This window comes from Candidatus Omnitrophota bacterium (assembly GCA_041653595.1).
Classification (GTDB): Bacteria; Omnitrophota; Gorgyraeia; order Pluralincolimonadales; family Pluralincolimonadaceae; genus Pluralincolimonas.
On sequence record JBAZFB010000006.1, the window covers coordinates 15,036 to 33,525 of the forward strand.

The 18,490-nt window shown below is 45.6% G+C and carries 18 protein-coding genes; 2 read left to right on the forward strand and 16 right to left on the reverse strand.

Annotated elements, in window-relative coordinates:
- Position 1: 1 nt before the first annotated feature.
- The 5 genes from WC317_03675 to WC317_03695 form a co-directional block, all read right to left on the reverse strand.
- Complete coding sequence (locus tag WC317_03675; protein ID MFA5339233.1) at positions 2-2,068, reverse strand: tetratricopeptide repeat protein; 2,067 nt, start codon at positions 2,066-2,068, stop codon at positions 2-4.
- 98 nt (positions 2,069-2,166) lie between these two features.
- Entirely contained in the window at positions 2,167-2,931 is a 765-nt protein-coding gene (locus WC317_03680; GenBank protein MFA5339234.1) for a hypothetical protein, read from the reverse strand.
- Entirely contained in the window at positions 2,888-3,946 is a 1,059-nt protein-coding gene (locus WC317_03685; GenBank protein MFA5339235.1) for a hypothetical protein, read from the reverse strand. Before WC317_03685 ends, WC317_03680 begins: the two co-directional genes overlap by 44 nt.
- A gap of 9 nt (positions 3,947-3,955) precedes the next feature.
- The gene (locus WC317_03690; protein MFA5339236.1) at positions 3,956-4,252 is read right to left on the reverse strand and encodes an EF-hand domain-containing protein; all 297 of its coding nucleotides are present in this window, start codon (positions 4,250-4,252) and stop codon (positions 3,956-3,958) included.
- A complete protein-coding gene (locus WC317_03695; GenBank protein MFA5339237.1) occupies positions 4,249-4,470 on the reverse strand; it encodes a hypothetical protein in 222 nt (73 codons plus the stop codon). The genes WC317_03690 and WC317_03695 overlap by 4 nt, the downstream gene beginning before the upstream one ends.
- 52 nt (positions 4,471-4,522) lie before the next feature.
- Here WC317_03695 and WC317_03700 point away from each other — a divergent pair, with 52 nt between their 5' ends.
- Both WC317_03700 and WC317_03705 read left to right on the forward strand, forming a co-directional pair.
- The gene (locus tag WC317_03700) at positions 4,523-5,350 is read left to right on the forward strand and encodes an exosortase/archaeosortase family protein (protein MFA5339238.1); all 828 of its coding nucleotides are present in this window, start codon (positions 4,523-4,525) and stop codon (positions 5,348-5,350) included.
- Positions 5,347-6,006, forward strand: coding sequence for an exosortase C-terminal domain/associated protein EpsI (locus tag WC317_03705; protein ID MFA5339239.1), 660 nt, complete (start codon positions 5,347-5,349; stop codon positions 6,004-6,006). Before WC317_03700 ends, WC317_03705 begins: the two co-directional genes overlap by 4 nt.
- Before the next feature lie 117 nt (positions 6,007-6,123).
- Here WC317_03705 and WC317_03710 read toward each other — a convergent pair whose 3' ends face one another.
- The 11 genes from WC317_03710 to WC317_03760 all read right to left on the reverse strand — a co-directional run bounded on the left by WC317_03710 (position 6,124) and on the right by WC317_03760 (position 18,486).
- On the reverse strand, positions 6,124-6,678 hold the full coding sequence (locus tag WC317_03710) for a PEP-CTERM sorting domain-containing protein (GenBank protein ID MFA5339240.1): 555 nt from the start codon (positions 6,676-6,678) through the stop codon (positions 6,124-6,126).
- Positions 6,679-6,847: 169 nt separating this feature from the next.
- On the reverse strand, positions 6,848-7,960 hold the full coding sequence (locus WC317_03715) for a glycosyltransferase family 4 protein (protein MFA5339241.1): 1,113 nt from the start codon (positions 7,958-7,960) through the stop codon (positions 6,848-6,850).
- On the reverse strand, positions 7,957-8,919 hold the full coding sequence (locus WC317_03720) for a radical SAM protein (protein ID MFA5339242.1): 963 nt from the start codon (positions 8,917-8,919) through the stop codon (positions 7,957-7,959). Before WC317_03720 ends, WC317_03715 begins: the two co-directional genes overlap by 4 nt.
- The gene (locus tag WC317_03725) at positions 8,906-10,363 is read right to left on the reverse strand and encodes an alpha-L-arabinofuranosidase C-terminal domain-containing protein (protein MFA5339243.1); all 1,458 of its coding nucleotides are present in this window, start codon (positions 10,361-10,363) and stop codon (positions 8,906-8,908) included. Before WC317_03725 ends, WC317_03720 begins: the two co-directional genes overlap by 14 nt.
- 6 nt (positions 10,364-10,369) lie before the next feature.
- Positions 10,370-11,581 (reverse strand): glycosyltransferase family 4 protein, encoded by a 1,212-nt coding sequence (locus WC317_03730; protein MFA5339244.1) that lies wholly within the window; start codon positions 11,579-11,581, stop codon positions 10,370-10,372.
- Positions 11,578-12,807, reverse strand: coding sequence for a glycosyltransferase family 4 protein (locus WC317_03735; protein MFA5339245.1), 1,230 nt, complete (start codon positions 12,805-12,807; stop codon positions 11,578-11,580). Before WC317_03735 ends, WC317_03730 begins: the two co-directional genes overlap by 4 nt.
- Positions 12,788-14,269: a hypothetical protein gene (locus WC317_03740; GenBank protein MFA5339246.1), complete on the reverse strand. Its 1,482-nt coding sequence runs from the start codon at positions 14,267-14,269 to the stop codon at positions 12,788-12,790. The genes WC317_03735 and WC317_03740 overlap by 20 nt, the downstream gene beginning before the upstream one ends.
- Positions 14,262-15,518, reverse strand: coding sequence for an oligosaccharide flippase family protein (locus WC317_03745; protein ID MFA5339247.1), 1,257 nt, complete (start codon positions 15,516-15,518; stop codon positions 14,262-14,264). The genes WC317_03740 and WC317_03745 overlap by 8 nt, the downstream gene beginning before the upstream one ends.
- Positions 15,519-15,528: 10 nt before the next feature.
- Entirely contained in the window at positions 15,529-16,518 is a 990-nt protein-coding gene (locus WC317_03750) for a glycosyltransferase (GenBank protein ID MFA5339248.1), read from the reverse strand.
- On the reverse strand, positions 16,506-17,837 hold the full coding sequence (locus tag WC317_03755) for a hypothetical protein (protein MFA5339249.1): 1,332 nt from the start codon (positions 17,835-17,837) through the stop codon (positions 16,506-16,508). The genes WC317_03750 and WC317_03755 overlap by 13 nt, the downstream gene beginning before the upstream one ends.
- Positions 17,818-18,486 carry a hypothetical protein gene (locus tag WC317_03760; GenBank protein MFA5339250.1) on the reverse strand — a complete coding sequence of 223 codons (669 nt, stop codon included), beginning with the start codon at positions 18,484-18,486 and terminating at the stop codon, positions 17,818-17,820. Before WC317_03760 ends, WC317_03755 begins: the two co-directional genes overlap by 20 nt.
- Positions 18,487-18,490: the final 4 nt, after the last annotated feature.

Here is an 18,490-nt window from a genome sequence, read left to right on the forward strand (position 1 = left end):
TTTAGAAACTGAATTTAAAACTGCCGTCAACGTTCCACTCATTAGTATAAGCGCCGTCGTAAGCCCTCCGGCCGAAATCAGCCCCCACCAAAAACGAAAAAGTATCCGACATCGTGTAGTCCTGCTCGTAACGTATATTGTATATATTCCTCGACGGGAAACCCTTCTGCCATTGGACGCCTTCGGTGAAAAAAATGCGGTTGGCGATGAGCCTGTCGTAGCGCTTGTAACATATCTGTTCCAGCATCGGCGTGGCGGAAAACGTATAGAGTTTCTTCGGGCTGAAGTAATCGACGTCATCCTCCTTATACATCGATGAGCTGCCTTCAATGGCTATCCTCGCCTTGTAGTAGGCCTTAGTATAAACCGCCTGGTCGAGTTTCGCCGAATAAGACCAGTTCGCGTTATTGTCGGAATACGAGCTATATGAGACCGTGCCGGTGCCGATGGTCTCTTCATCCGGGCGGACCCGGGTCGTGAATTGCCATTCATTGCCTTTAATATTGAACGCCCTGGCGCGGAACGGTATGCCCAATGTAAACGAATCATAGGCCGAGGTAAACGAAAAATAGTCATTGGGTTCGTATGTGGCCGCTCCCGAATACCCGATATTCCGGCCGGTCCGGTTATATCCGATGTCTTCGGATATTGATCCTACGAACCACAGGTCCCTTGTCAAGCGCAGGTCTACTCCCTCATATAAGCGGGCAATATAGTTAAGAAGGCCGTCCGGCTTACTTATATCATTCCTCCACACGTAATCCACGAAAATACTCTTCTGCGGGGCAAACGGCTGGTCTAATTTCACGTCGAACGCCCGTTCGCGCGACCCGGCATTTTCATGGGTGATATTCCAATTGCCCGATAAAGAGCGCATATCCTCGACCTTAAAAAACCTGTTGAGGCGTATGACGTGCTTATTCTTCGGGAATTTTTGGAGGAGCTCCTTGGCGTATTTGCGGGCATCCTCGCCCTGCCCGTTCGCGTCCAAAGCGTAAGTATATCCTATCTGTCCGGCCGTATCCTTGGGGTCGATCTGGCGTATCACATCGAACTCCGCGAGGGCGCGGCGCGGCCATCCCCTATATAAATACGTGTGCGCGAGCGCGGTGCGGATATTAGTGTCTTCCGGCGCCTGCTTAAGCAGGCCTTCAAGATATTTTTGGGCTTCAGCGAACCTGTCCTGGTAGAATAACAGCCAGCCTTTATTTACGGCTATCTCTTCCTTCAGCGGGTTATCCTGCAGGATCCCTTTCTCGACGACTTGCACCGGCATATTTCCGTCGAGATCATTCACTACCTTACTGGCCTCTTTGTACCTGCCGAGCTCTACCAGGGTATAATAAACCGCCATAGTGGTATTGGAGGAATCCCATCCGGCGGCGACTGCGCTTTCATATAACGCTAGGGCTTTCGCCGGTTTCTGCATATAAAGGTATGAATCGGCCGCGGCTATAGTGACCCACGGCGGTATCTCCCCCTTCAAAGATTCATACTGGCGGATCGCCTCCGCGTAATCCTCGTTCTGCCGGAGGGCCAGGATCCTGTCAAAATGCGTCCTCTTGATAAAATTACCATCAAGGACAGGCGCCTCTTTTTGCGCGTATTGTTCGTTCCTGTCCAGAAGGCTTAACGCGTCTTTATACTCAAGCCATTTTATCCTGTCCATCGCCTCGTTGCCGAGTATCGTATCTTTGATCCTCGGGTCTATCTTATCGTTTAAGCCGGTCATCTTATCCCTGGCGAGGCTTGTGCTGCCCATGTCCACAAGGGCGCGCACTTTCAGGTCGACCGCGCCCTGATTACCCGGATACAGCTTAGAGACCTCGTCATAAACATAATATGCTTCCAAATATTTACCCTGCGCCTCCAGCAATTCGCCTTTGGCAAAATAAGCGTCTACGGGCTTGTCTTTCCTGCTTAAAAGTTTTTCTATTATCGCGCCGGCTTCGTCGTATTTCTTCTCTATCTCCAGGGTCTTGGCCATCCTGAGGTCCGCGTCTATGTCTTCGGAGGCGAGGCATGGGGAAAAAGAAAGAATCGCTATAAGTAGTATTAAATATCGCATGTTATGATTATACCAATTATGCGATTTGCGCAAATAGGCTGACTCCCCTTTTTATTGACCTTTTTCACCCAACACTAGAGAAGACTGGGTGCCAGCGGCTACCAAGGAAACTTAATGCCTGCTTCTACCTTTGACTCCTCGGCGAGGCGCTTGAGGCGGATGAACGCCTCCCCGCCCAGGAGTTTCCGCGAGAGCGTCGCGCTCATCCCGACCCTCTGTCCGCGGGTGTCGGTAAACTCGAACTCCAGTGAGGTCTTCTTATCGATATTATACCTAAGCAGGCCGAAGAATTTTAAGACCCTCTCGACCGGCCTCTTCCTCTGGGATACGCCTATGCCGATACGGTATACGAGCGTCCCTAAACCCCGGGTGACGCCGGAATCCTCAAACTGCGCCCTGAACAAAAACCCGGACTCGCCGCTCGTATCGAGCATGTAGGCGATCTTGTCTCTGCCGGTCAACCGCCACGCGCCGTTAAAAACGAGGCTGCGCTCCTCTTTCGTCTTGCGGACCAGGTCTGTCTTTTTATACCTGTATAATATCCGGTTATCGTCGCCTATCTCCCAGGCGCCGTCGAGGACAAGGATGTCCCGGCTCCCGTCCTCCTTCGACACGCCGAACGACAGGCGGTTATCCTCGTCGGCCTGCCATTTGCCTTTTAATTTCAGGATGCTCGTGACATCGACATTCCTCTCCTTCTTCGATGTCACGATGCAGGTAAGCTCGTCGGGGGAGATGCCGGCCAGGTCGGCCTTCATGCTGAGGACTTCCCCGCCGTAAGGGTCCGTAGTGTCGGTGACGACCAGCTCCAGGTCGTGGTTACTGTTGAGGCGCCACCGGCTTTTCTGTTTTAATGAAGGCATACTGGGGATCCAGTTTTTCGAGGAACTTCAGGCTGTATGTCCTGAAGAAAACGGCGAACGGCAGGTTAAGCGCCATAAGGCAATATAACAAAAAGAGGCAGACCGGTGTCAACACCACGCCGAAGAATATCCAGTAAGGCAGGATCGAGATGCCCGGGACCGTTTTTTGGATAAGCCATAGCGCGAGGACAAACAGGCCTATCGGTATCGCTACAATGATGAAGCCGGCAATGAAAGCCAAAAGATAGGCTATGCCCGCGGCGATGCCGAGCCCCATTTTTATCAAAATATAGACGATGAAATTCCCGGAATTCTTTTTCACGAGCGCCCAGGCCTTGCCCCACGCGGCGAGGACGCGTATCCTCTCCTTATACATTATCGGGATGACAAGGTCCACTGTTATAAGCGCGACTATTCCTGTTATGATAAAAACTATAGATCCGATGATAAGGGCCGGCAGCAGCATCAGGATGATCTCGACCACCTGCTTCGGGGTCGGGTCGGAGACGTTGATAAGCCCCGATCTTACCAGGGCCGCGATGACGAGATATATCAAAAACCCTAATATCGCGAGAAAGGCCGCGGTAAAAACGAGGTTGAAACGGAAAATTGAGTTCCCCGCGTCCGCGTTCGCGCCGAAAGGCGCCCTGATAGAAGCGTCGTTCTTGATGACGTCCTCCAGGAACACGAAGGAGAACCGCGAGCACAGCCACATCAATACCAGCGCCACCGCGATAACGATGACGGCTACGACCGCGACGGCCGCTATTATCATACCTGTCTCTTCAGCCGACTGGGCCTTGGCCGCGGCCTGCGGGCCCGACTCCTGCTGTTCCTGCTTCTGCTCGTAATGGCTGCCGTTCCCGCCTGAATTAAGATTGCACCCGTTCGACATCGCCCCGGCCATGATCGCGATAAAAGCAAGGACCATCCATTTCTTGAAATTGAAAGGTTTGAAGAGGACTTGTTTTGTCCATTCCGCGGATCCGCCGATTATCGCGCCGAAGTCGACCATTTTTCCCCCTTACCTGGTATAGTGCTTTAAATACCTTTGGAACTCCCTGCCGCTCAGGTACCCGTCATGGTTCGCGTCGAATTTTTTCTGGTTGGTCGTCGTGACTTTGACCGTGACATAGTTACTAAGCTTGTCTTCCCTTATCATCCGGCTCTCTTCTGCCGCGCTTTGCCTTGCCAGCGGACTGGTAGTCTGGGTCGTATCTGTATCGAGGCGCTTGTTCACCTCCGTCTGGGAATACGCGGCCGGTAGGAAAAGAATAATTATGGCGACAATACATTTAATTATTGCCGGGATCATCTTCATTTCGGCGCCTGTTTCATCGCCTGTTTTTTCGCCTTCCGGATCCTATATCGTTTATAGAATACGAGCCCGGTGTGGACGCATGCCAGGACAAATGTCGCGGCGGCCATTATCTCGTGGACCTCAAAATCTATTCGGGTGATCCCGAGCGCCGCGGTCACGGCAAGGCAGATAAATGCCGCGATGCCGGTATAGATTATCCAATCGTATAATTTGGGCATACCCATCTCCCTATTTTTGTGTATTATAGCATAATTCTGGTATAATACGCTTATGATAAATTGGATAATTTGGGTATTGGTCGCGGGGCTCTATTCGCCGGTCATCTCCCAGCTTTACAGGGCGCGATGGGAAAGCATAGACTACACCCACGCCTACTTCATCCTCCCTGTCTTCTTCGCCTTCCTCCTCTTCAAAAGAAAACAATTCGGGCAAGGTCCCTCCGCAGAGGGAGACACCTCAAATTATAGGACATCGATCATTGCGCTTTTTATTTTAATCGTCGGCCTGTTGATGTTCATATTCGGCTGGAAGTGGGATTACCTGATGATAACCACAGGCTCGATGATACCGGTGCTCTTCGGGCTGGTTTTGTACCTCTACGGCCCGTCTACGGCGAAAATAACGGCATTCCCGATATTATACCTGTTATTGCTCGTCCCGCCGCCGCTGGGCGTCCTCGATTCAATAACAATGCCCATGCGCTACGGAATCTCCATCGCGACGGAGCACATTTTAAAGGCCTTCTGCATCCCGATAATCCGCGACGGGCTGATGCTCACCGTCGGCGGCCACGAGGTCTACATGGGCGCGCCGTGCAGCGGTTTCCGCTCGCTCATAACGATGTTCTCGCTCGCCCTTGCCTACGTCTATTTCATAAACGCGCGCCTGCGGAACAAAGTGATCCTCGTCATCTCGGTCGTCCCGCTCGCGCTTCTCGGTAACCTCATCCGCGTGACAGGGATGTGCCTCGTCACCTATAAATTCGGCGAAGAGACCGGGCACAAATTCCATGACACGAGCGGCCTCGTGATATTCGTCGTGCTCATTCTCGGCCTGCTGGGGATAGAATCCCTGCTCGAAAAGAGGCCCAAAAAATGAAGAGCTCAAAAGCGATCATTGTAATAACGCTGATCGGCCTGACGATGCTCGTAAGCTTCGCCCTGCCCAGGCCGAAATACGAGAGCCCGGATATCCTCTCAAAGCTCGAGATACCGGCAAGTTTCGGCGCCTGGCGCTCGCGCGACGCCTCATCGCAGGTCCAGACAGGCGGCGATGTCTATAATTTCGTGAGCCGCGTCTTCGCCCGCGAATACGCGCGGCCCGCATACATTTCCCTGCTCGATAAGGGCTACGAGGGACTGCTCTTCCTCATCCTGGGCGCCGGGAATTTCCATAACCCGAAAGTCTGCTACGGAAGTTCCGGCTACAAGACAACGGACCTGCCGGATATCGAATTCGACGCCAACGGCCATAGATTCAAGGCGTCGGCCGTCTTCTTCGACAGGCCGGGCAAAAGCGTCGTGATCACTTATTGGATAGTTATAGATAAGAAACAGGCGGGCTGGGGCCAGCAGAAGATCATCGAGCTCTGGTCGTCTTTATTAGGAAAGAAAAAGGCAGGTTTTATGTGCCGGATCGATATCCCGGCCACGGCCGATACGACAGACAAGGCCGTAAATCTCGCGAAAAGCTTCATCTCCGCTATCGCCCCGTTCATCCCTCAGGACCAGGCGGAATATCTCTTCGGCAAATAAAAGGAGACGTTTCAAAAAGGGCTACATGAAACGTCCCCGAATTATTACTTCCTGCGCAATCTCTTTAAGCCAGGAACAAAACTATTATCAATCCCGGAAATGCCGCTTTCCCGTCCTTCATTTCCTTAATCCCTTTTTGCGTATACGTCTTATGAATAAAATCGTTCCGCCTGTAACAAATAATATAGAAGCCACGGGTTCAGGTACCGCAATGGGATCACCGCCGCCCTGATTATGCCAATCTTGATCGCTACCTATAAATTCCGGCCACGTCCACCAATCCTGTTCTGTATAAGTCAGGATCTGCCTTTGGACGACTTGCCCATTTAAGGATGCCTGATAAAGAAATTGGGTCGAGCGCGACGACACGTCATTATCAAAATTCAGATAGAACCTCAGCCAGTTTGAATCTGGGCCTACAGCATACGCCTCGGTATTTGAAACAGTGAAGTTTTGCCAGTTAGAATCGGTAAAATTGGTGAAGGTAGGGGTCGTAAATGTATCATCTGCCTGCCAGAAAATCTGCATCTGATCAAATGCGCCTACCGGAGCACTTTTATAGATTTCCGTGCTCGACTGCTGGAATAACTGGTTCCAGGTGTTGGCTGACGCAGCACCGGTAGCAAACATCGTCAAGATCGCAACAAACATTACCATAATAATCTTTTTCATTTTGCCACCTCACCTTATTTAAATAAGTTATTATTGTTCCTTATTAAGAATATGAAATAACACGGAATTATCCTCAGGAAGGTGTCATTCAAAGCAACGTGCTTATTTTAACAGATACTAAGATTTTGTCAATTGAAATAATTGCGATTTTTATAGCATTATTTTGCTGTTATCCGTTGGAGATTCCAACCTCTCCTATCTCCTGATAAACCTTAAGCGTTTCTTCCGCTATCTTATCCCAATCGTATTTCTGTTTCAGCAATTCTATCTGGCGGGATTTCTCTTCTTCAGTCATCGGTTTTGCAATAAAGTCGTTCATCCTTAAGAATAAACCCTCGACATCACCTGCCATGAAATATCTCTCCTCGGAAAGGCCTACCTCCCTATTGGCCGGAATATCGCTGACTATGCAGGATAGTCTATAACTCATTGCCTCAAGGAGCGCTATAGGCAGGCCCTCATAATATGAAGGCAGTACAAACAGCCCAGCATGGCTGTAAAGCTCCTGCAGCGTTTTGCCTGTAATAAATCCGGTCAGGACGATATTCGGATTCTCGGCCGCCTTTCGCTTTAGGTCCAGGCTGTATTTATCCTCATGGTCCGACTTCCCTGCAATGACAAGTTTCCATCCACCAGGGAATGTCCTCGCTATAAGGTCATGGAACCCCTTCTCCGGCACAAATCTGCCCACTGCGAGAATATATTTGCCTACCCCAAGTCCATATTTATCCAGAGCCTCCCGCGTCTTCGCCGCTTCCGGAATTATGACTCCGTTGGGTATATCGCTTATATCCCTCTTGAAATTCTTTCTTAATCTTTCGGCATTTGCTTTAGAAACAGAGATGACCCCATTCGCCCATGTGACCCCAAGATACTCTCCAATCATCAGTATATATTTTGGCAGTCCGGCCCATTTCTTCCTGAGATGTTCCGGGCCATGGCTCGTCATTACCGCCTTCATACCCAGCATCCTAACCATGGGTACGCATAACGACGGCCCGCTAGCATGGATATGGACAATATCAGGTTTTAATCTTATTGCGGCTAGAACACCTTTAAACGTATGGACAAATGCCTCGAGAAATTTATTACTCGGGCAGGTAAGGGGAATGAATTTAACGCCTTCGAATTCCTTTATGGAAGGATCAACATACTGTGCTCTCGTAAAAACAACTACTTCACAACCCCTCGCGGCCAGTCGCGGATAAAGATTCTCGCAGTGCGCTTCTACCCCGCCCTGCACACCGGGAAACCCACGCGTGCCCAAAACTGCGATTTTCATCGTTTCATTATCTTATTCTTTAAAACCCATAGCGCCGGAACAATTATGTTTTTTTTCATCGCCGGAGAGACCGAGCCTATCATCCAGCATTCTTTTTTGCACTCCCTAACGGCCTCGCGGACTTTCTCGGCTTGTCCGCCATTCCATATCTCGTTAAATGGTTTTTCCCTGATGTTACCCATGCTCATATCCACGCCGTTACACGGCATAACATTACCGAAAGGATCTATGAAAAATAGATCCGTGCCAACCTCGCAGGGTAATAACCTTTTGTTGCCATGCGCGTAATTCAAAAGGCCATAATTAAAATACGCCCTGAACCAATTCTTCGGCCGACCACCCTTCAGTAAATTCGTAATCAACTTTTCCAATTCCCTGTCAAAATCGTCTAATCTGGTTATTTTATTATCGAATTTATGGAAATAATACGTATTATGGACCGCGGCAGTCGCAAATTCCAGTCCCATCTCTTCGCTCAACTTATGGAGGTCCATAAGATCAAGTATGTTTCGGTCGGACAGGGTGATTCCAAAACCTATGTCTTTTAACCCCATTTTTCTGAGCTCTTTCAGGGTCCTTAGCCCATGCTCGAATCCGTCCTTTATTCCGCGAAGTTCGTCATTGGCCTTCTGAAGGCCTTCCATGCTTACCCTAATACCTATCTTCGGATATTGTCTCGCCAGATCCACTATCTTCTCAGTATAATAACCGTTTGTGCTGATAACTATTCTTTTTGCCTTCTTACTCATCACCTCGACAAAACTCTTTATATCTTCCCTTATAAACGGCTCTCCGCCCGTTATATTACAGAACCTCACACTTGGCAGAGACTCCAGATCCGAGGGCCTTATCTCTTCCTCGGGTCTCGTGGGATGCATCCATGTGTTACACATGTGGCACTTCGCATTGCACCGATAAGTTATGGCTATGAGGGCTTCCTTAGGTTTATTTATCGCCATCCGCGCCTCCGCCTCTTTCGATCTCTATCGCCGTAACCGATCTGGGCTCCAGCAGAATCTGAAATTTATTTGATTTTATTAAAAACTTTCTGCTTTTTATAACTACATCGTTATGCGGCGGCTTTTCGTTTGTTGAATCAATCGATTTCCCGGTTAAAACCCATTCACCGGCTTGAGACGATGGATTGAACCCGCGCAAATCTATAGTCAGCTTTTCTCTTTCGTTCAGATTCCTGTTTACCAGCATAATATAAAGTTTGCTCCTGTCGTTTATTGTGCTTACGTTAACCGATACATATTTGTTTTTACTCAAAGAACATTGTACAAGCTCCTTGCCGAAATGCTTTGCGTACATTTCGAATACATAGTAGTTCGGTCTCTTAAAATAACTCTTACCAAGCTCGGACTCCCTACCGCTAAAACGGTTCGATACCATGCCCCAATATTCGTTTATGTAATTCCAATAATTTGCGCACAAAATATTATTCTCCGGTTTCATGAATATTCGCAGGAGCTCGGCATTTACAAGCGCGGTCCCCAGGCAGTGCCTGTAAGGTACCGGCTTTTGCTGAACAAACCATGCCGTAAATTCCGTGACGGCTATGGGCCTATCTTTCCCTGTGATGGACTTTATTATATTGTGCGTGTTCTTTATATCCTTCTCGATAGCCATGCCCTTGGTGAAAAGGTTTTCATATATTTTATTGGAATCCTGATTTGGGCTGTTATTTTTGCCGCCGTGAGGATAATAATGCTTTACTATAAAATCAAACCTGTCACCGACCATCTTTACCACGCTCTCGTCCCAATCCTTCTCATAGCCGACTATTCCAAGCATGAGATTCGGATTGATCGACTTAAACATATCATAATAATGCAGGTACCTATCAACATATTCTTGCGGTTTTAATATGAAGTAACTCTCGTTCCCTATCTCGATATATTTAACTTCCGGATAATGCACTTTTAAATACTCCGCCAACCTTTTGTAACTATCTTCAAGCCACAGGTTTTGCAAGCATATAATAGGCTCTGCCCCTATTTCCCTGCAGAAACCTATCTGATCATCAAGCCCGAACTTATACTCCTTATTCGATAAACTCGGCACACCCTTTTCCCAATCCGTGAATTGTCCACTAAGCCTTATCATGCGTATGTCTATGTTTTTTATAAGGGCAAGAGGCTCTTCGCAAAACTTTGTTCCATCCCTGATCCCGTAGCCATAGTCTGCTGCAATTCGATAGTTCGGGATCTTTTCACGGCCGTTATTCGCCTCCCACCCAAGAATGCTGGTGCCGTAAACCCTGGGGTTTACATTTTGGGTTTTGGCTGAGGCGTCTATGATAAGAGTTATCGTTTCAACCTTGTCGGCCGGCAGCACGCAAAAAACACATGCGCTCAATATGAATACCAATATTGTGAAAAATAATAGCGTCTTTCTCACGATCGATTATACTCCGTATAGTTCTAGTATCTTTTTTTCCAGAATATCGGCGCCAAATCTCTCGTTAACCAGCTCCACCGCTCTAGCGCCTTTCCTCTCGCGCATATCGCCGTCTTCTATAAGTATATTTAATCCGTGCGATATACCGTCAACCATGTGCGAGTAGCTGCCTATCGGCACCTTTATGCCAACTTCGTCATTCACGCTGATATCGGGCCCGCCATAAGCGACGCAAACAACCGGCAGACCACTTGCCATAGCGTCCAGCACTACTGTTCCGCCGGGATCCTGAAGGGCCGGAAACAGAAAAATATCGTAATCAACGAACATGGCCCTGTATTTTTCTAAAGGCACATGCCCAATAAACTTTATAACCCCCGAGAGGCCTTTTCTGTCGACGTATTCACGCAAACTTTTACTTAAAGGTCCGCTACCCGCTATATGAAACTCGTATCGCGCGCTAACTGCGTTACCCAGGGCTTCTACGGAATCGATGGCAAGCCAGACACCTTTATGCGCTGTGAGCCTGCCGGCGAATAAAATTTTAACCGTTCCGTCTTTATTTCCATTTGATCCTTTTGCCCGTTTTTTAATCCTAGTGTCAACCATAGTATCGAAAATCTCGAGTATTTTACCTTCGCACCCGGATGGCAACAGTGGCCTCATATATTTTGTACCTATGATAATTTTTGACGCTTTCCTAAAATATTTCCGCCACCCAGGAATAACCGTTATAAACGATGCGATGAGGGACTTGCCCAGGTACAACAAGACTTGGCCCCTATAGGCGCGAATTGTGCGGATATCTAATTTCAGGCCGCCGCCCACCGGCCCCACATAGACCGGGACTTTGAACTTATATAGATCATTGAAGTAGTATATGCCTTCCGGAGTTAAACAATGTATAACATCTATTCCGCCATCCTTTAATATGGCCGCTATTACTCTTCGACAATTTATTATAAATTCCCGATAAAGCATAAGATATCCAAGGCCTATCTTATTCCAGGGCTCATACCGGTGCCTCTTTGTATCTACGTAAAAGAATTTTACGTTTCTTAAACTATCACATCTTTCAATATCTTCTTTATGATGATTGTCTACTATTGCATATACTTCGCAATATCTTGAAAGCACCTCTACCCACGATGCGGCAACATGGCATTCGGAACCTATAAAGAAATTCAGGTCGTAAGCAACCACGATCACTTTTTTCATTTAATACTTTCCCGAATTGCCTCATCGTATATCTGCATTAACGAAAGGTAGTGTTTATCTGCATTAAATTCCTGCTCGATAAACTTTCTCGCTTTTCTGCCCATGGCGGTAGCACTTGCGGCATTACTTGATAAATACTCTATTTTTTTACCGAGGTCTTCTGAATTGCCTGCTTCCGCCGTAAGTCCAGTTTCGCCATCCATTACCAACTCCGGAATCCCCCCTATGCGCGAAGCTATAACCGGCTTTCCGAGGGCAAAGCTCTCAAGCACGGATAAAGGATTATTCTCATACCACTGCGATGGAAGTACCGTGCAGATCGATCTTTTTATTACGGAGTGAAGGTCGGCGCCTTTTAAATGCCCGAAAAACCTGATATTTTTTATTCCGTCCAGAAACGCCTCCTTTTCAAGCGTTTCTTTTAACGGTCCATCTCCCACAATATTAACAACTATATTTGGAAGTTTCTTTATAGCCTTAAGTAGCGTTAGAACTCCTTTTTCTTCGGAGAGCCTTCCGAAGTAAGTAATTTCATTTTCCTTATGATCAAAATCAGGCTGGTATCCATTGGCCGAGATAAAATTCGGGAGATATACTATTTTACCGCGAAATCCCATTTCATTCATTTTTGTTTTTAGAAATCTGCTCGGGGAGATGAAAACATTTACATCGTCATAGATATGCATTACCGTGTGATGAAGGTACATCTCCAGAGTATTGAGAAGGCTCTTAGAAAAAGATCCTTTCACGCATTTTTTTAATGCGCACTGATAGTATGCTCCATTTTTACAACTATCACAGATATTGTCCCGATTCAGCAGCCTGTACGATGCGCAGACAAGCTTATAGTCATGTAACGTCATGACTATCGGCACCCCGTGTTTTTTCAATACTCGGATTATGGAAGGCGATATCTGATGGTGTATGTTATGCAAATGCGCAATGTCAGGCTTTTCGGTCTTCAATAAACTGTTGATTTTAGAACTGGCTTCCCAGGAATAGAGAAGCTTCAGGCCATTAATGGCTTTGGCGCGCCATCCATTTTTGTTATAATCAACATTCGAGACGAAGTACTTACTATTATCCGATTCAAGATCAAAAGGGTGATGCATAGAGAAATCAAGCACCCTGTGCCCATTAGCCTTTAATAGCTCTCTGGTGGCAAAAAATACTTTTTCCGACCCGCCTTTTTCATAAAAATATTTATTAACTACCAGAATTTTCATTCGATTCTCGATTAGCGCCGCCAACCTTCAAATCGTGCTCTCCGCTGCCCTGTTTTACAAATGACCATAGTATGCCGAGGCTTCCGAAATAGAAATACGTCCATAATGACGTTTCGTAAAATGTAGCTTTTAGGGACTCTATAAGACTTTCTGTAAACACAAGAAACGCACCAAAAGCAAAAATACTGACAATTTGGCTTGTTTTGAGATGGAAACTCTCTCGAAGAATCTTAAAGAATCCAAATATTACCGAAATATACAACAATATACCGAAAAAACCCGTTTCGGCCATAACGTGTGGCCAGAATGTATCATTTATAAAACTTGGAGAATCTGGCGTGAACCCCCATATATTGCTCAATCCGTACTTGTAATAAAGAGGGCTGTAGTCTGCCCTGTTAATTCCGCTGCCAAAAGTTCCAAAACCGGATCCGAGCGGGAAATTATCAACGGCGATCTTAACTCCGGTCTTAAACAGGATGCTCCTAGGGGTCTCGCCTGCCGTAATATAATTTTTGTATAGATCCTTGTAAATCGTCATAACAAAACCGGAAAATAACAACAATATGATAAGAAGTATTGCTATCGCATTTTTCTTTGCGATTTTTTTAGCGCTAACTTGAGCAGGCCATTTCGAAATAGCCATCAATGTAACCAAAACAAATCCAAAAAGAGAGGTCCGGCGAAATGAGAATATAATGCCGACCATAAATACCGCTATGAGTATTGCGTATTTTCTTTTCCCCGTCACCAAAAATGCCGCCATACTATAACATCCGAGTATTGCCATAAAAGCGCCGAAAGCGCCGGGGTGACCAAACACAGATTGCATTGCAGCAAACCCGAAGCTTGTCGTATTGGGTAAATACCCCAGTTTTACTAAAAAAGCGTTGGGCCAGATAACAGCTAATACGCCATAAAGCATAACGATGAAACCAACAATCAGAAATCCTTTCATGTAGTATTTCAGGTGCTTCTCTTTGAAATCGGAATAAGCGAATATGTAGAACAAGAGGAAACCTTTAACAAACAATACGGCGCCGCCTATTGTCGTTTGAAACGACACTATCCTATTGGTAATACTGCTCGCGAATCCTAAAAGAATAAGCGCAATAACTGGCATATCAATAGGGGAACCGAAAAATTTTTCTTTCCTTGCGAGTCTCCTTATAACCATAAGTGTGAACAAAACTATTATGGCAGCTTCGTCCAGATTCTGTATTATCTTAAGGCGAAATACATGCAGCATATACGACTGCATAACCAGGAAAAAGCCAAAAAGGAAAATAGCGACCTGCGGCGTGCATAGCGCTAGAACTAGGCCGAATAAGCACAGAAAAAAGAAGGCGGCAATAAACACGTCTACGGAAATAATAAACGACAATAGTAGCGTAACAATAATAAGAGCCGTAGCTACTATTAGAAGGAATGGACCGTTATTGAGTTTTTCTCTATCAGGCATGGGACACGAAATGGTTATCAACCTTATTTTTTATATAAATCATTGACACCGCCGAATTCAATATGAAAGTTATGGTTATCGAAATCGCGGCGCCCCATATTCCGTACGAGGGAACCAGCATAAAAAGAAGTATCAGGGCAATCACAAACTTCGACGCCTCTAGCATAAATCTTTGCTTCATCATGCCCAGCGCAAAGAATAATGCTGAAAACGGCATATAAACTATCGAAAATAGGTATCCTAAAAGCAATATCCTCATGATCGATCCAGCCGATTCGTAGTCAGGCCCATAAAGCACCCTTATAATACTATGCGCGAATATAATTAAAATAACAACAAGAATATTGATTGCGCTGCTTATTATAAATGATTCCTTTATGAATCTAGCATAGGTGGCCCTTGATTCAAGCGCCTTGCAGCCTTTGGGTAAAAATACGTTCGAAAGCGAACCCGTCATTACCGATATAACCAAAATAAACTGCTGAGCCGAAAAATATATACCTACGGATTCAAACTTTACATATCTAGGCAGGAAGAAAAGATCCAGTCGTGTAAAAAGATATCCCAGTGTCATCGTTCCAAATATCCACTTGCCAAAAGCAAATGACGAATTTAATATTTTTGTATCCAGAGGTAGAAGGTTCCGGATCTTGCGTTTAAATATAAGATAAATGCTTACAGTTCCTATCGCAAGAGAAACCGAGGCGTACATTGCTATCGCCATGTTAAACGATGGGCGCATGCCGAATACAACGCTGAGTATTAACATTAAAAATATCGTTACTGTATAAAATGAATAGAAAAACGAAAACATCGTAAAGTGCTCTCTCTCCTGGTAGATACTGGCTATGGTCATCAAAAATGACTGAAAAACACCGGATATAACGGCAAGCGTTATGACCCATTCGATGCCCGGCTTCTGGAAACAGTATTTTGCCAGAAGAATAGATAGCGGATATGAAATGACTATCGCGATGACCGAATAAATTATCTTCATTATCACGGCCATCTTAAAATATTCCCGTTTTTCGTCATCGCTTTCGGCAATAGCAGCGTTGCGAATGAACGTTGCGTCAAATGCCTGAGGGAACAGCCACGTTAGCACCATAACCGTAAAGAATATTGAAAACTTTCCAAAATCGGCCGGGCCCAGGATGCGGGCAACTATTATCGAATTTAAAAACGATACGCCCCTGGAGAAACCGGTACCGAAAAGTACTGTAATGTAATCTTTTATTGTCTTTTTCATAGTGTTATGATCATTTTACTGCAATTGCATCCTTTGGATATTTATCAATAGCAGGTATTTTTCTAAAAACGCCGCCTATAAGACATAGCGATATGACGCTTATATTTATAAGACTTAGCACGGCTTGATGAACGCTCCCCTTCTTTATGCTTATACCTATGAATAAAAGACAGGCTAAAACCGTAAAAACAATGCGGGAATTTCCGCTGTTAATGAAAATACCTGTCGTTATACATACCGCCAGTATTGTGTAGACAATATACGGCATAAACCTGTCCCAAATAACCCCGAATTCTCCGTTATATAAAACCCAGGAAAACGTATCACCCATACCTTGCCATAAATTGTTTCTAATACGACGAGTCGTTTCTTTAAATGTTTTTCTTGGAATAGAATAATGATATATGGAATCGTACGGAAGATAATATAACTTGTATCCCAGCTTTTTTAGGCGCCACGACAATTCCGCCTCTTCCTCTGCCCTTAAGAACGGGTGGAATCCTCCGGCTTCCACAAGATATTTTCTGCGAAAAACAGCGGACTGAAATACATAACTTACCTGCCTTTCATATTTAAGCCCTTTGCCATCTCTGGAAACGTGCGGCTCGGAACGCTCACCATCGGCTGTTACATAGATGTCATATTGCTTACCCATTACTGCCGCAACATCATTATTAGCTTCAAGAAAACCTATGGCCTCCTCTGCCCATCCATTTACCAGCTCCATATCCCCATCCATAAATAACAGGTATTCTCCGCAAGCATAATTTGTTCCTGTAAAACGCGCCGCAGAAGGGGACAATTTCCACGAAGGCCTCATTCCAATAATCCTGATCGGGTAACTCTTCGCAATATCTACTGTATCGTCACTTGAGTATGAGTCTATAAGAATTATTTCGGATTTATCAATATTTTTTATCGTTTGCATAACGGATCCGATACAGCGGCCTATGTTCTTTCCCTCGTTCCTGGCTATTATTATGCAGCTTAGCTGCGACACTTTCCCGCCCCTTCCGATTTGCGATTATTTTTTACCGTGATTCCGTGGCGCGAGATGTCTATGTTGGTAATTTTGCATATCAACTTACGTATATATCTGCGGATAAACATGGAAACGCTTATCACGGCGTAAGTTAGGCTAAGGAACGGATCCTCCCATGATAGTACGGCCTCTACTGCCTCTCTTGTTGCCAGAGACCTGATCTGGGTAAAAAAAGGCAAATGATATATGGATTTTTTATCCAGGCTGTACGCTGCCAGATATTCTAACTCGCCCTTTATATAAAACCATTTTGTTTTTAACTTATTAGCCTTATACTCTCCAATACTGAGTCCGGAATATTCCTGATATTGCATGGCTACAAAATTCATGCCACGAAAAGCCGCAAGTGACATCCAGTGATTGGAGCGCGGATTAAGCTCAAGGAATTTATAGGCGCCGTCCCTTGCGTCGTATTTAAACTCCGTCTCTCCTATGCCTTTATAGCCTATCGCGCTGACATATGATTTGGTGTACGACTCTATTTCGGGACAATCAATCTTTTCTCCGAAGGTACATATGCCAAAATCTGCCGGAAATTGCCTGATCTTCTTCGAGGAGAATAAGCGCATGCTGCCCGATTTATCCGAATAGAACTTACACTCAAATAAAGTTTCACATAGTCCCGGTATCTCTTCCTGGATTATTACCTCAAGCCCTCTACTTAGAACATCTTTAGCCCTGCAAATCAACTCTTCCTGATCGTGGCATACAAGCGCCTTGACATATTCATATACATGCATAAACTCATGAATCTTGCTGATCTTTCCACCTTCCATATTAAACCTGGCAATAGGTTTAATTATAACCGGGAACCGCAGCTTACCCTCCCACGAATCAATATCCGCGATATCCTTCAGAGATAAAGTGCGCGGGACAGGAATCCCGAGGTCCCTAGCTTTCAGATACATTTGCCATTTGTCAAATCCCCAGAATAAAGCATCTTTTTCCAGATATGGATACTGATAATATTCCTCAAGCACTTTCTTATTGCTCGATATAAGAAAAACGGAAATGTCATCGCATGGAAATAATACGGCTTTTTTAACTTTTTTACCGAGATCAACCAAAAATGATACGAAATGTTCGGGTTCCCTGGCCGGGTCGGGACAGCGGCGAGCTTGAAACAGCCGCGATGACGACATGAAACTGTGTCGATGGTTCAGTCCAATTATGGGAACGCTTCTATCCGCCATATAAATACTGCGTACCGCGCCGTAACCACATACTGTTTCATATGGATATACTAAAGCCGGGACATTATTTACTTGTTTTTGCAACTCTCTCTCCCGAATGATCGTAGAACCAGAACCATAATATCCTAATATTATTGACGTAGCCGCGGTCCTGCGCGCCAAGTTTCTTCGCCATGCTTTTGGCAAATCTGTTATCGGTCTTAACGTACCATCTCACTCCCTTATACCCCCTATCGCACAGAACAGCAAAGCCCGATAGGTAGGAATTCATTGTTATACTTCTCTTCACGATAAAGTCCCTGTCTATAAGCAGGCCATAAAGATACGGGACTTCATTAAGCATATCGCCTCGGGCGATTTTTGGATAGATGTGATCTCTGGAATTATCACTGCACCATGAAATAGCCACCAATTTACCTGATAAGAGCATGGCAAAACATAGCTGTTTCTCTTTAAATCTTATTTTCACGTCGTCAATAAGCAGCCTGTCCCAGAAAGCCTCTGTCCTTATGAGCTCAACTAATTCATCATAGCTTCCTATAATCACGAATTTCTGATCTGCTGGAAGGATAACTTGCGATACGGGAGATTTAAAATCCTTGAAGTAATAAGTGGACTTGCTGAAAGAAACCGGAGGAAAAAGAAACCAGAAGAACGCCTTGATATTTTTAGTGACCGCGGCAATCAGTGGATATCTCTTCCTTAGGCTGTTATTTATTTGAAAGCTTATCATAAAT

Coding starts and splice junctions, on each gene's coding strand:
- WC317_03675 (MFA5339233.1), bottom strand. CDS start 2,068: ATGCGATATTTAATACTACTTATAGCGATTCTTTCTTTTTCCCCATGC.
- WC317_03680 (MFA5339234.1), bottom strand. CDS start 2,931: ATGCCTTCATTAAAACAGAAAAGCCGGTGGCGCCTCAACAGTAACCAC.
- WC317_03685 (MFA5339235.1), bottom strand. CDS start 3,946: ATGGTCGACTTCGGCGCGATAATCGGCGGATCCGCGGAATGGACAAAA.
- WC317_03690 (MFA5339236.1), bottom strand. CDS start 4,252: ATGAAGATGATCCCGGCAATAATTAAATGTATTGTCGCCATAATTATT.
- WC317_03695 (MFA5339237.1), bottom strand. CDS start 4,470: ATGCCCAAATTATACGATTGGATAATCTATACCGGCATCGCGGCATTT.
- WC317_03700 (MFA5339238.1), top strand. CDS start 4,523: ATGATAAATTGGATAATTTGGGTATTGGTCGCGGGGCTCTATTCGCCG.
- WC317_03705 (MFA5339239.1), top strand. CDS start 5,347: ATGAAGAGCTCAAAAGCGATCATTGTAATAACGCTGATCGGCCTGACG.
- WC317_03710 (MFA5339240.1), bottom strand. CDS start 6,678: ATGAAAAAGATTATTATGGTAATGTTTGTTGCGATCTTGACGATGTTT.
- WC317_03715 (MFA5339241.1), bottom strand. CDS start 7,960: ATGAAAATCGCAGTTTTGGGCACGCGTGGGTTTCCCGGTGTGCAGGGC.
- WC317_03720 (MFA5339242.1), bottom strand. CDS start 8,919: ATGGCGATAAATAAACCTAAGGAAGCCCTCATAGCCATAACTTATCGG.
- WC317_03730 (MFA5339244.1), bottom strand. CDS start 11,581: ATGAAAAAAGTGATCGTGGTTGCTTACGACCTGAATTTCTTTATAGGT.
- WC317_03735 (MFA5339245.1), bottom strand. CDS start 12,807: ATGAAAATTCTGGTAGTTAATAAATATTTTTATGAAAAAGGCGGGTCG.
- WC317_03740 (MFA5339246.1), bottom strand. CDS start 14,269: ATGCCTGATAGAGAAAAACTCAATAACGGTCCATTCCTTCTAATAGTA.
- WC317_03745 (MFA5339247.1), bottom strand. CDS start 15,518: ATGAAAAAGACAATAAAAGATTACATTACAGTACTTTTCGGTACCGGT.
- WC317_03760 (MFA5339250.1), bottom strand. CDS start 18,486: ATGATAAGCTTTCAAATAAATAACAGCCTAAGGAAGAGATATCCACTG.